General features: G+C 35.6%; 13 protein-coding genes and 1 riboswitch. Of the genes, 2 read left to right on the forward strand and 11 right to left on the reverse strand.

What is annotated here, in order from left to right:
- Window positions 1–25: 25 nt before the first annotated feature.
- From GQ593_RS02475 to GQ593_RS02485, 3 genes are read right to left on the reverse strand one after another with little or no spacing between them, the layout of a single operon-like run.
- Window positions 26–679 carry a hypothetical protein gene (locus GQ593_RS02475; RefSeq protein ID WP_160430472.1) on the reverse strand — a complete coding sequence of 218 codons (654 nt, stop codon included), beginning with the start codon at window positions 677–679 and terminating at the stop codon, window positions 26–28.
- Between the two features lie 5 nt (window positions 680–684).
- Window positions 685–1,314: a hypothetical protein gene (locus tag GQ593_RS02480; protein ID WP_160430473.1), complete on the reverse strand. Its 630-nt coding sequence runs from the start codon at window positions 1,312–1,314 to the stop codon at window positions 685–687.
- Window positions 1,305–3,431 carry a hypothetical protein gene (locus GQ593_RS02485; protein ID WP_160430474.1) on the reverse strand — a complete coding sequence of 709 codons (2,127 nt, stop codon included), beginning with the start codon at window positions 3,429–3,431 and terminating at the stop codon, window positions 1,305–1,307. Before GQ593_RS02485 ends, GQ593_RS02480 begins: the two co-directional genes overlap by 10 nt.
- 407 nt (window positions 3,432–3,838) lie before the next feature.
- A riboswitch (molybdenum cofactor riboswitch) is annotated at window positions 3,839–3,964 on the forward strand.
- Here GQ593_RS02485 and moaA point away from each other — a divergent pair.
- A complete protein-coding gene (gene moaA, locus GQ593_RS02490; RefSeq protein ID WP_160430475.1) occupies window positions 3,958–4,932 on the forward strand; it encodes a GTP 3',8-cyclase MoaA in 975 nt (324 codons plus the stop codon). It overlaps the preceding riboswitch by 7 nt.
- On the opposite strand, the gene gluQRS is transcribed toward moaA, so the two are convergent.
- From gluQRS to folK, 3 genes are all read right to left on the reverse strand, one after another.
- Window positions 4,912–5,799 carry a tRNA glutamyl-Q(34) synthetase GluQRS gene (gluQRS, locus tag GQ593_RS02495; protein WP_160430476.1) on the reverse strand — a complete coding sequence of 296 codons (888 nt, stop codon included), beginning with the start codon at window positions 5,797–5,799 and terminating at the stop codon, window positions 4,912–4,914. The genes moaA and gluQRS overlap by 21 nt on opposite strands.
- Before the next feature lie 33 nt (window positions 5,800–5,832).
- Window positions 5,833–6,288: an RNA polymerase-binding protein DksA gene (gene dksA / locus GQ593_RS02500; RefSeq protein ID WP_065586606.1), complete on the reverse strand. Its 456-nt coding sequence runs from the start codon at window positions 6,286–6,288 to the stop codon at window positions 5,833–5,835.
- A 141-nt stretch (window positions 6,289–6,429) separates the two neighbouring features.
- Entirely contained in the window at window positions 6,430–6,912 is a 483-nt protein-coding gene (gene folK / locus GQ593_RS02505; protein WP_160430477.1) for a 2-amino-4-hydroxy-6-hydroxymethyldihydropteridine diphosphokinase, read from the reverse strand.
- Window positions 6,913–7,139: 227 nt separating this feature from the next.
- Between folK and GQ593_RS02510 the strand changes: the two genes are divergently transcribed.
- Entirely contained in the window at window positions 7,140–8,498 is a 1,359-nt protein-coding gene (locus tag GQ593_RS02510) for an MmgE/PrpD family protein (protein WP_160430478.1), read from the forward strand.
- A 41-nt stretch (window positions 8,499–8,539) separates the two neighbouring features.
- On the opposite strand, the gene GQ593_RS02515 is transcribed toward GQ593_RS02510, so the two are convergent.
- Genes GQ593_RS02515 through purB form a run of 5 tightly spaced genes read right to left on the reverse strand, consistent with a single transcriptional unit; the run spans window position 8,540 to window position 12,633 of the window.
- Window positions 8,540–9,292 (reverse strand): amino acid ABC transporter ATP-binding protein, encoded by a 753-nt coding sequence (locus GQ593_RS02515; protein ID WP_160430479.1) that lies wholly within the window; start codon window positions 9,290–9,292, stop codon window positions 8,540–8,542.
- Window positions 9,293–9,303: 11 nt separating this feature from the next.
- Window positions 9,304–9,975 carry an amino acid ABC transporter permease gene (locus GQ593_RS02520; protein ID WP_160430480.1) on the reverse strand — a complete coding sequence of 224 codons (672 nt, stop codon included), beginning with the start codon at window positions 9,973–9,975 and terminating at the stop codon, window positions 9,304–9,306.
- Entirely contained in the window at window positions 9,972–10,754 is a 783-nt protein-coding gene (locus GQ593_RS02525; protein WP_160430481.1) for an amino acid ABC transporter substrate-binding protein, read from the reverse strand. Before GQ593_RS02525 ends, GQ593_RS02520 begins: the two co-directional genes overlap by 4 nt.
- Window positions 10,751–11,275, reverse strand: coding sequence for a GNAT family N-acetyltransferase (locus GQ593_RS02530; protein ID WP_160430482.1), 525 nt, complete (start codon window positions 11,273–11,275; stop codon window positions 10,751–10,753). The genes GQ593_RS02525 and GQ593_RS02530 overlap by 4 nt, the downstream gene beginning before the upstream one ends.
- Window positions 11,272–12,633 (reverse strand): adenylosuccinate lyase, encoded by a 1,362-nt coding sequence (gene purB, locus GQ593_RS02535; protein WP_160430520.1) that lies wholly within the window; start codon window positions 12,631–12,633, stop codon window positions 11,272–11,274. The genes GQ593_RS02530 and purB overlap by 4 nt, the downstream gene beginning before the upstream one ends.
- Window positions 12,634–13,337 lie beyond the last annotated feature (704 nt).

The raw sequence follows: 13,337 nt of genomic DNA on the forward strand, positions 1-13,337 counted from the left end.
ATTTTTAAATAAAAAATATTTATCGTTATTCTTTATTTTTAAGCTTTAAAGTAATTAGTTTTTTCTTATCAATTCCTGTGTCGTAGGTGTCTTTTGAGTCAAAATACGTTGCTCTTGCATCAAAGAGGATTTCGTTGTTGAGTGAAATTCTTTTATAGTATTGTTCCAGTCGCTTATCCTGTGCCCAAGCGGGAATATTCGTATAATGATAGTAATAATCGATCCATTTTCCTGATTCGACTTGGTAGTTGGTATATTCTATTTTGACGCTTTGAGTTTTCTCGATTTTATCTAGGATTATATTACCAAAGCAGAATGCCCCTTTACTGCCGATAAAGTATTTTTTCCCTTCTTCAGTTAATTGATATCTTAATCCTTCAATTTTGGTGGGGGATCTAGGCAGGGTGGTTATATCTGTATTGGCATCATAAAATTGGGCTGTGATGTTTTTGGTTTTTAAGAATTTGAGATCGACAAATAGGTCGAGTATTTCAGTTTGTTTATCGAAAAACACATCGTTAGGAAAGATGTTTTGGTTATTTGGCAGGAAATAACATAATGCACGATTATCTTCTCTACTTAAAGTTTCTTGTAGCGATTGCTTATAATCTACATTATTGCAACCAAATAGTAGTAAGCTGAAACTAGTTATCAGTGGATATTTTAGATTCATGATCATTAATCTCAATAGTTTTTAACAATTAAGCCAATACCACGGCTATAGAGCTTTTTTGTTTGTTCATCATAATAAAACCTTACGGTATCGGTTTTTAATTCATTTTGGGGTATTAATTTGGGGGGTAATTTATCAATAACATATTGATATTCAATTTCAATATCATTGCTATACGGCGTTATTTTGGTTACCGACTTGACAATCACTTTGCCAAAACAAAATCCTGACGAACTTAAGTTAGGCCATTTTCTATAGTATTTTTTGCCTTCTTCGGTAAGGTTATAGATATAAACGATGCGATTTTTATCAATTCCGCTAATTTCAATTTGTTCTGTTAGCAAGTCTGCTTCTGTTAACGTTTGTAATAGGATTAATGTGTCAGAGTCGTATCGTCTGTCAAATATGTAATAAGGCGCCGTCATTACTATTGATATGCATTTTATGGGTTCGCCATTACCGTTTATGGTGTCAAATCGTTGTTGGATTTCATTTTGCCATTGTTGTTCAGTTAAATTAAAAACCTCGGGCAGTTTTTCGAGTTCGGATTGGCTTTGTTGTGGCGGAGCATCACACGCATTTAGAGTGAGTCCGATTATTGTTACAGCTATTGTGCTGAGAAGATATTTTATTAATTCCATAAGGTTTTTCCCTCTTTTATTGGGTATCGGTTTTCCCTGAAGGAAAATAACTCATGGTAAGTATTTAATTCAGTTTGCGTCGGATATTTTTCAAAGAGTGTGGTTATCGGTAGTGGAAAGCAAAATTCTTTATCTAAATAAATAAATTTATTGGCAGATAATGCCGAGTCTTTTATTGATAATTTGCTGCAAGGATAAGTCGAGCTGATATCGGCCTTTTCAAAAACCTTAATGCGATTAAGCCAATCAAATTCCATGGGCTTAAAATCGTTATAATCGTCGTAATAATCGTTTTTAAACACAATGATGTGGTCTTTGGCAAATTTTATATATTCGATAATTTGACTGGTTCTGTTTTGATCGCTTTCTGCTATGTGATATCGATAGCCGAATTTTAAACTTTGGTTTTCAAAATCAAATTCAGGGTCGATTAACCATTCAAATTTTTGATAGTCTTTGTATTCTTTATAATCTTCTATTCTTGAAGAAATTTTTGTTTTTAAATTTTCGATGTTGGTTTTGTCATCAAATAACTTTTTGACTTCAAGTAAGTCAATAAATCCGAGTTTATAAACATTTATACATAATCGGTTTTGATTGTCATAAGCTGGCGCGACAAACCTGTCACAATGTTCTGTGTTAGATGGGTTGTATTTTTCACTATATATATATCCTTCCGGTATACTTAGTTCTGCGATACCTTCAATTTTAGTTGTGTTGGGACCTGTAAGATAAATATCACCTTTTTCGAATGTAAATGGATTGGTATTTTTGTTGGATTGAATTTGTGTAAAATAGCGGCTGATTTCGGGAACTTTATCTTTTGGTATTTCAATCGCTTTACTTTCTTGCTTTTTATGTCGATAACTGTTGTCGTTATCGGTTTTTGCTGATTGAATATAACGATCTAAAAGACATTCTCGCTCAAGGTCTGTTGGCCAGACTATTTTGTTTTCTGCATTTTTTAATACTTTTACATCGCGATGACAGTGACTGTTTTGTTCTGAACCAACGATGGCTTCGTAAAGTAAGATGTTGCCATTTACATCAAAGATCGATAATAATATTTGTTTATCATTATCATTATCATTATCATTATCATTATCATTATCATCATCATTATCACTATCTTTATCTTTATTTTTTGGAGTGGTTTTTTGGGCATAGTAGAGTTTTTCTGTGCCAACTTGAAGAAGGGTATAATTATTATATTCACCAATTGTTTTGCCCGTAATATCAATCAAACGTTTTTTTGAATTATAACTATCTTGCACCCAACTTGCTGTACCATATAAAGGCGATACGGCATAGTACTGATTTTGATAATGCATTTTCCCATCATAATCATAAATTTGATAAACATGATAACCATCTTGGTAATTGCCTAGCCAAAAATAACCTGCTGAAAGGTTTTTGGGGATGCAATCAAAATTAGTCGTCCACGCTTTGGAACCAACATCGGTTTCTTTGCCTGTTTTGCTATTAACTAGATATTGGCTGTTATTTTTTTTACATAACTGCATTATTGTATCGGATGTGATTATTTTGCATTGTGGTTTGGTTTGGGATTGCGTTTTTTGTGTCAGTGTTGTTTTAGGGAGTTTTTTAAAAAATTTACCTTGTAGATTTAAATAGCCTTCATCATATTCTGGGGTAGTTACTTCGGCATAACCGTTAATGAAGGGGCCGATTTCGAGATAATAACGCCCTTTGGGTGTAATTAGATTACCATCGGTATCAATGACAACCGATAATTTTGTGTCTTGATAATAATAGGCTATTCGTTCTTCGCCTAGATAAGTTAAGGTGTCAATGGTTTTAAACTTCAATATGTCGCCTTTTTTTTCAAAAGCAAATTTAAAATTATCTATCTTTCTTATATTGCTGTAGAGGAGGCTATCGCTACTATTGGTTAACTGCACAATCCAATAATGATCTTTGTATGTTATTGAGTTAATTTTTTGGCTGTTATCAATAATTACTGTGCCATCACGATCAAATAGTAGGTTGTTATAAGTAATATATTGGCTAGCATTATCAGCTAACGCGAATGTTGAAGATAATAATAAGCTTAAGTTTGTTAGGTATTGGACGAGCTTGATTATTTTTTTATTCATATGGTAAGTAATTTTCCTTTTCAATTTTATTTTTGATTAAGTTGTTAGATAAACGATGCTCATTTGGAAATGAATGATTTAATTGCACGATTTATTGATAGTTAATCTGTTTTCTATAAACACGCTGTTATTGAAAACATCTACTATGCGACAACTTAAACTCTATTCCTTGGTTTATTACCGGTTGCTGATTATAATCTATAATATAGTCAATGAATTAAATCAAATTTATAAAATAGCATAAATTAACATAATGTAAATTTATTTATTCATAATAAATAAGATATTAGGTATGTATAAATATTTTTCTTATTAATACCTTGTCTATAAGTAAGTCTTCATTGCTAGATAACTAGGTCGCTTGCAAAGGTCGATTTGTTCATAGTCAAAAAATAAAGTCTATGTTAGACTGAATCAAACTCTGAAGCTCTTTTGCCTAAGTGATATTTCAATTCATATGGTGGATTAGCCGCGGTATAGCACAGAAATGGCTATGCTTCCCGATTTGGATAAGGTGTTTAAATATATGCAATTAGTTGATAATTATCAGCGTCGATTTCAATATCTGCGTTTGTCGATTACCGAGCTGTGTAATTTTCAGTGTCAGTACTGTTTACCCAATGGTTATCGACCTAACAAGGCTCATAAATTTTTGTCGCTCAGTGAAATTAATAATGTTGTTGCAACATTTACTGAACTTGGTGTGCGTAAAATTCGGTTAACGGGTGGTGAGCCTACTTTGCGTCGTGATTTTATGGATATTTTGTCGATCATCTCTGCTTACCCAAGAGTGAAAGAACTCGCCATTACAACCAATGGTTCTCGTTTATTAAAAAATATTCGTAATTGGCATCAAGCTGGTTTGAATGCTATTAATATTAGCATTGATAGCCTTTCTCCACATTTATTTAAATTAATTACCGGTCAAGATAAGCTTAAAGAATTAATGCAATGTGTGGACAGTTCATTAGAAGTCGGTATAAAAAAAGTCAAAATTAATACCGTTTTGATGAAAAACATGAATGATAATTTAGATGATTATTTGTCATGGATTAAATGTCGCCCTGTAGAGTTACGTTTTATTGAGCTTATGGAAACGGGCGAAAGCCTTGATGTGTTTAATCGCTATCACCAGTCCGGTAGTTTGATTGAAACACAGCTAATTGCACTGGGTTGGCAATTGCAATTGAAAAATCCGCTATCAGGTCCAGCTAAAGTTTATGTTCATGACGACTATCAAGGTAAAATTGGGCTGATTATGCCGTATTCAAAAGATTTCTGTAAAAGTTGTAATCGATTGCGTGTATCATCAATAGGTAAGTTGCATTATTGTTTGTTTGGTGATGCCGCCGTTGATTTGCGTGATTTGCTCCAAAGTCCAGCGCAAAAGCAACAATTAATCGCAAGAATCTTTTCTTCGCTAATGATCAAACCAGAAAAACATCTGTTACATGCTCATAATGTCGGTATTACGCCTAATTTATCCTATATTGGTGGATAATTGGGTGTTTTGTTTTGGTACATTCATCAGTTGCCAATGCTGTATTGCCCAATCTAAAAGTTGCTGTTGTGTGGCATCTTGCCAATCTTGTGGTACACATTGCCCTAAAAATTGCAGAGCTTGAACGGTTAATGATTTAAGATTGTTTAAATCAATCGGGTTGGCATGGTTTTGTTTTGATAGCTTATTGCCGTTGTTATCGAGTACTAGCGGTAAATGGCAGTAGCTTGGCACAGAAAAGCCGAACAGTTGATACAGTGAGATTTGTTTTGCGGTAACCGGTAATAAATCTGCACCTCGCACAATTTCAGTAATGCCTTGCTGATGATCATCTAATACCACCACTAAATTATAAGCAAACAAACCATCTTTACGATGAATAATAAAATCTTCTTGTGCGTTAGCTTGTTCGACGGTTTGTAAGCCACGAATTTGATCAGTAAATTCAAAAACAGGATGATTTTGTTTTAAACGAATCGCAACTTGTTTATTATTACTAGATAAATGTCTTTCACGACAAAAATTATCATAGATACCATTGGTCAGACTTTGAATTCGCTGTCTAGTACAATCACAATAATAGGCTTGTTGATTATCGATGAGCGTTTGTAAAATAGCTTGGTAACGTTCACTGCATGCTGATTGGTATAACACTTCATCATCCCAATATAAATTTAGTGCTTCAAGAGTTTTTAATATCAGTGATGATGCCCCTTTAACTTCTCGTGGTGGGTCGATATCTTCAATACGAACCAGCCATTTACCGAGGCAAGATTTAGCTTGGAGATAGCTCCCCAGCGCCGTTACCAACGAACCAAAATGTAATGGTCCTGATGGTGAAGGGGCAAAACGACCGATATAATGCATAGGTCTAATTGAGAATGATAGATGAAACGGGTGTTACATGCCCATCTGCTTTTCGCGAAGTTCCGCAAGCGTTTTACAATCGATACATAAATCTGCTGTTGGCCTTGCTTCTAAGCGACGAATGCCAATTTCAACGCCACAAGATTCACAATAACCAAAGTCATCTGATTCAATTTTCTTTAATGTTTTTTCAATTTTTTTAATTAGTCTTCTTTCTCGATCTCGAGCACGTAATTCAAGGCTGAATTCCTCTTCTTGTGTTGCTCGGTCAGCTGGATCTGGAAAGTTAGCAGCTTCATCTTGCATGTGAGTAACTGTTTTACCCATTTCACCCTGTAGTTGAGCAAGCCAAGCTTCTAAAATAAGTTTAAAATGTTTTAATTGCTTAGGGTTCATGTACTCCTCGCCTTGTGCTTCTTTATAAGGCTCAAGCCCAGCAATTGAAAGCAGGCTAAGAGAAGATGTATTTACTTTTTGTTCCTTTTTCACAGCAATCCCCTTAAGTACAGATTATTTGAAAGCGCTAAACTATAGCAATAATTCAGCCGTTGGCAAATTTTTTTTATTATTTTTTATGTGCAAAAAATAAGCAAAATAGTGCAACTGTATGTTATTAACTAAGATAAGTAGTTATTCCCACTTTTTTAATCCATTTTTAGGGCATTTAGTTAATAAGTCGTACAGCTTATCGTTATCCGGTAAAATAAGTTCAGGATTGATGTCAAATAGTGGGTAGAGCACAAACTCTCTATTTTTCATATGATAATGAGGGATAGTGAGTCTTTCACTATGCATGATTAAATCATCATACAACAAAATATCGAGATCTAAGGTTCGAGCGCCCCATCGATTGTCTTTACGTATACGACCTTGCGCTTTTTCTATGGATTGTAGTTCGTCAAGTAGTTCAATCGGAGATAAATTTGTCGTTAGTTCGATGACGGCATTAAGATAATCATTTTGGTCTTGTGGACCAAGAGGTTTGCTTCGGTAAAAAGGAGAAATAGCCGTAACTGTTGTGTTAGGCAAAATTTTTAACGCTGCAATTGCACGATTGGCTTGTGACAATGGATCTTCAAGATTACTGCCTAAGGCGATATAACAAGTTGACATAATTAAGATGTTAAATTTTGATTTGATTATTTTTGTAGGAAGCATTTTAACATATAAAATAATGGCTAAAAATGATTATATCAATGGCTAACATATTATGATTTTAGGTTATTAGAATATAACTACTTAATCTTTAACTTATGGCTAATTATACGTTATTTTAGTTATCCATAAGTAAACCAATTTCCCTAATTGCTTATCGACTTTGCTTAGTTTGAGAGTTTTGCATGAATTTAGGTCAACAGTTAAGTTTTTTAATCAGAAATACGCCAATAATCAGTGACCCTCAAGTTATTGATTGTGCTATTAATGGGATAACTGATTATTTTGCTTGCACTTTACAAGCTTGCCATGAAGATGATGTTCATAAATTGCTAGCATGGATAGCAGATGAAGGCGGTAATGCCAGAGCTTGGCTAATTGGTCAGAAAAAGTTAGCTAGCGCAAGGCAAGCCGCGCTACTTAATGGTTTTCAAGCCCATTGTTTAGATTATGATGATGTACATTCAGATGTTCGTGGTCACCCCTCTGCCGTTATTTTATCTGCACTCATTGCCAGTGTTCGATTTGATAATGCTGAGCAAAAAATTGATGGTCGGCGTTTTTTAACCGCTTATGTTATTGGTATCGAAGTGATGGCCTTATTGGGACAAAGCGTTAATCCACAGCATTATGAAAAAGGTTGGCATGCAACTATTACTTTGGGTGGAATTGCGGCAACAGCGGCTATTTGTTATCTCTATGATGAGTCGTTTTTATCGCAAGCATTAACGTTAGCGGCGACTCAAGCATCAGGTATGCGTTTGTTAATGGGCACGCCGATTAAGTTTTTGCATGCTGGGATAGCAGCCGAACATGCCATACAAGCGGTTGAGTGGTTAAGAGCGGGTATACATGCCGATCAGGATTTTTTAGATGATAAATTAGGTTTTTTGGCTATTTATGGACAAGGTAATACACGTTTTGATTTAAGTCATTGGGGTAAAACTTGGAAGATTGTGCATCCCGGATTATGGTTTAAAAATTATTCTTATTGTTCAGCTGCTGCTTATATTGCTGATGCGGGGCAATTACTTTATCGGAATGCTAACTTTAGTGTAGATAAGATTGAGAGTATCACTATCTTTTTTTCTCCACCACAAAGTGATGCAGCGTTAATTTATCAAATGCCTTTGCTTGCTGAACAAGGGCGTTTTTCGGCTGAGTATGTTTTAGCATTAACTCTTTTAGGGTTGCCACTTAGTTTTGAACAGTTTTCAGCAAAGCCTATTGCAAATGGCATAAAAAATTTGATGCAGAAGATGAAACGAAGCTATCAAATACAACTTACACCCCATCCACAGGCGTATAATCAACGTTATGTTGTTGTTGAGATTGTTAATAGTACAGGTGAAAAGTTGAACCAACGAATTGATTTTCCAAAAGGTTCACCAAAAAATCCGTACAGTCAGCACGAATTATCATTGAAGCTGGTCAAAGCCGTAGGTGACCAAAAGACCGCGGATAATTTATTGAAAGATATTCGTGCGCTTGCGGTCGGTTTAGATCTGCATACATTTTTATTGTCACATCTTTTAACGCTTTAACGATTAAAAACTCATGCTATGGTTAAGTCAGTTTTTAATGGTTAAATTTCAAAATCGATTTCATCGGTTAATTGGCGCAAAAAGCGTTGTGTTATTTCATTTTGTGGATTATCAATTATTGATTTTGCCGGTCCTTGTTCAACAATTACGCCATTAGCCATAAAAATAACTCGGTCTGCAACATACTTAGCAAACTCCATTTCGTGGGTCACGATAATCATTGTGATATTTTCTTTAGCTAGCTGTAGCATTACTTGTAGTACTTCGTGTACACGCTCGGGATCAAGTGCGGATGTTGGTTCATCAAACAATAATACTTTGGGTCTGACTGCAAGTGCTCTTGCGATAGCAACACGTTGTTGCTGACCACCAGATAAGGTTATGGGATATTGTGTGGCGTAAGGTAACATACCAACGCGTTCTAATAATGATAAGCCAAGTTGTTCAGCCTCTTTTTTATCTATCTTTTGTCCAACAATTAATGGATAGGTGATATTTTCTAATGCGGTTTTATTTTTAAATAAATTGTAGTGTTGAAAGACCATTGCAGATTGCTTGCGTAAATGAGTTTCCTCTTTATTACTATAATGCTTAGCATCTAGTATTGCTGTGCCAATTTGAATGATGCCGGTGTTTGGTTTTTCTAATAAATTTAAGCAACGTAATAAGGTTGATTTGCCTGATCCTGACGGTCCAATAATTGCAACCACTTCGCCCTGTTCAATGTTTAGGTTGATCTCTTTCAAAACTTCATTATTAGCAAAGCGTTTAGATAAATGTGATACCGTAATCATAACTCGTCTCCTTAACGATGATAGGGGGCTGAGAGTTTCTGTTCTAACTGTTTTTGTATCCAAGAATAGATAACAACAGTCAGCCAGTAAACAATGCCAACAGCTAAATAGGTTTCAAAGTAGAGGAATGAGTTAGCGGTTAACATTTTTCCGGCTGCTAATAGTTCTTGCACGCCAACAAAAAAGGCGACAGACGAATCTTTAAGTAATGAAATGAACATATTACCGGTGTTCGGTAAGGCATTGACCATGGCTTGGGGCAGTATAATACCGCGATAAACTTGTATTTTACTTAAACCCACCGTTAGTCCCGCTTCTTCCTGCCCGTGATCAACCGATTCTAAACTTGCTCGGAAAATTTCGGCTAAATAGGATGAATATTTTAAACTAAAGCAGATAATGGCTGCCGTTGTTGCCCCCATTTGTTTTAAAACAGGAAAAATCTGCGGTAAACCGTAATAAACAATAAACAGTAAAACAACGGAAGGTATTGCTCGAAACAGAGATATATACAGTGCAAAAAGAGTATCGATAATGATTATTTTATTGCTACGCAATAATGCAATCGCTAGCCCTAATGTAATGGCAAACATAATCGATATGATGGTAATAAAAAGGGTAACCGGCAGATAAGGTAATATCTGCGGAAACACATTTAAAAAATAGTTTACATTAAAATTCATAAGGTAATATCTTCGCCAAAATATTTAATTGCCAAATTTTTCAATGTGCCATTAGTGCGTAACTTTTCGAGGGCTTGATTGAATTTTTCACGCAGTGCTTGACCTTTTTCATTTTTACTAAATGGAAATGCGACTTGCTCAATAGTAATGGGTTCACCGACTAATTTGAACGGCAGATTTTTACGCTTAATTTCAGCCAGTAATATCGGTTTTGAATTAACATAGCCATCAACCCGTTGATATTCCGTATCATACATTGCACCATCTCGTGTTTCATAGGTCTTGATAGTGATTTCATTGTTAGGAAAGGCTTTTTTTAGATTGTTTATATGATTTGAGCCTAGCACACCAGCAATAGTTTTGCCTTTAAAATCAGATAATTGATTAATATTATTGTTATCTTTGTGAGTAAAAATTTGGCTACCATAAAAGCTATAGGTGTTGGAAAAATCATATTTGGCTTGACGAGCAGGTGTAACTGCAACCGCATTGGCAATAGTATCTAACCGCCCAGAATCAAATTGTCCCATTAAGCCACCAAATTCGGCAATGTTCCATTCGACTTTGTAGCCTAATTCTTTGGCAATCGCCTCGGTAACTTCAACATCAAATCCGACTAATTTGCCATCTTGCTTATACCCGTTTGGGTAGCTCTGTCCTGTAGAACCCACTTTAATAATATTTTGCTCTGTGACTTGATGGCTGGATTGATTATCACAACCGATTAAAGTTAGGCTTGTTAATAAAAGAGCGGACAGTAGTGTACTTATTTTTTTCATTGTTTATTACTCCTTTTTTTCCATTCGGTATAGCTTTTATGATTTAAAATTTTTTCAAAATAGAGCGTAGTATGATCTGACGTTAAATCCGCTTGCCCTATTTTTTTATAGCCTTTATTTATGTACGTCTGGGCAAGCCATGGATGATTTGCGGCGGTGCCTAACGTGACGGCAGGTAACTTTAGTTGGTTAATTAAAATTTGCTGTTCAACAAAATCCCATAATGCATTACCATAGCCTTGACCTTTATATCGTGGAGCTGTTGCAAACCAACCTAAATGGGGTAACCCATAAGGTCCTGGGTTGTTGCCCCACGGAAAGCGAATGCTTAAAGTTGATAGTAGCTCACCATCTTTTTCAAATAAATACACGGCATTAGACTCAATATGCTCAGCAATCTGCGATTGCTTGATTGCTGCTGCGGCAAAATGAATGCCTAATTGAGTTGTGGCTTGATAAGCACTATGCAGTAGGGCTTGATAAGCTGGAATATCTTTATCAGTCATTAAGCGAAAACTCATGCTAATACTCCACACTGTTCAGCGTATTGAATGACTTGTGCTACTTTTTCAGGAGCAGAGCCAAGATAGTTAATTGGATCTAACCAAGTATTAAGCTCCGATTCGGTAAATTCTTTGTTTAAACTTGGATCTTCTAATAATATATCTTTAAATGGTCGATTTTGTTCAAACGCTTTCATGGCGCTTTGATAAACCAGTTGATGAGCAGTTTGTTTGCCTAATCGCTTACCAATTTCGAACATGACTTTTTCTGATAACAGCAGGCCATTTTGTAGTGATAAGTTAGCTAACATCCGATCAGCATTGACTTTTAGACCTTTAAGTACCGCTAATGCTATTTGTAGTTGCGCTGAAATGTAAAGGTTAATTTCGGGTAGTGCGATCCATTCTGCACGCCAACTCATGGCATCGCGTTCATGTTCAACTTTCATCGATTCATGAATTAAAGCGACACTTTTTAATAACGGTGCAGTTAAGCTTGCTAACCCTTCTAATGCGGCTGGATTTCGTTTGTGAGGCATAGTGGTTGAACCGATTTTTCCGTCAGAAAAGGGCTCTTCAACTTCGTTAATTTCGGTGCGCATTAAGTTATAAAATTCATTGCCAATTTTACCCAATGTACCACTAATTAAGGCGATGACTGATGCGTATTCAGAAAACCGATCACGCGCAGCTTGCCAACCGATATTAGGGGTATTTAGCCCTAGTAACGTTAACGCATGCGATTCAACCTGTGGGCCTAACTTGCCTATTGATGCATACGTACAAATTGCGCCACTAATATTACCGACTAATACCCGTTGTTTTATTTCACTTAATCGTTGTAGGTGGCGAATAAATTCATCTAACCATACTGCAAGTTTAAAGCCAAAGGTTGTGGGAAGCGCTTGCATGCCATGCGTACGCCCAACCATGGGTAAATATTGATACTGTTTGGCTAAACGTTTTAGTTCGAGTGCCACCTGTTTGCTATCGCGTTCAATGACAACAAATGATTGTTTTAATTGTAAAACAGTTGCAGTATCGACAATATCTTGTGTGGTTGCCCCGTAATGAATATATTGACCGGCATCACCTACTTGTTTTTGTAGTGCGTTAATGGTCGACATTAACGAGTGTTTGGCCTTTGCCGCTTCTTCGGCAATGTGTTGTATTGATAATTTAGTTGCATCAGCTTTGGCTATGATTGCATTGGCAGCTTCAGCGGGAATTACACCTAGCTCGCCTTCTGCTTGAGCTAAAGCAACTTCGACCTCTACTTGTTTTTGCAGGCGATTTTGCTCTGACCAGATCGCCCTCATTTCGCTTGTACCAAAGTTATTGCCTAAAATTAAAAAATCTAAAATATGTGACGCCACCAACCTATCCTCAATCATTGTTATTATCCTGTTAAATAATTATTAGTAATTAATGGGGGATCGTCTAATAATCTGTTTGTCTATGGATATAACTAATTGGAATAAAAGATTAATGAAAATGGGCAATTTTTATGATTTAAATCATAAACAGGATGCTTTTTGAGTCATGAGGATGCTTACGCTAAACAATTTCATCTTTCTGTACAAATAACTCAGAAAAATAATTGATTTTATTTGGTTTTTTCTTGTTTTCTGTTTTTTGAATCGCTAATTATTTGCCGATTATGCAACATTGCCATTAAAGTACGTATCACGCTTGCGACTTTACCCATTTATTTTAGGGCTAGCAATTTTGGTGAATTGTTAATTGAGACGATGGCGATCACCAGTTTTTATAAATGAGATGCTGAAAATTCTCAATTCATCACGAAACGGTATAGAATCCTGAATATTTTTTACAAAAAATATAACCTAAAACGTGAATAGTTTTATGAATACCGCATAGTGAGCACACAACTCACCTAGAAAATGACGCTAACTATTTTCGTATTTATATTTAATGGTAGTCATGTTATTTAATGTTTAATGAGTTTTTTCGGTGCGATAAATGGTTGGACAACTGACCTTAAAGCGGTTAGCCAAATCGGTGACGGTGATTTTTCTTTATGATGTAGGTACCATTTTGTTTATCTGGGATACGGCGT

It is taken from the genome of Gilliamella sp. Pas-s25, from assembly GCF_009795885.1.
Lineage (GTDB): Bacteria > Pseudomonadota > Gammaproteobacteria > Enterobacterales > Orbaceae > Gilliamella.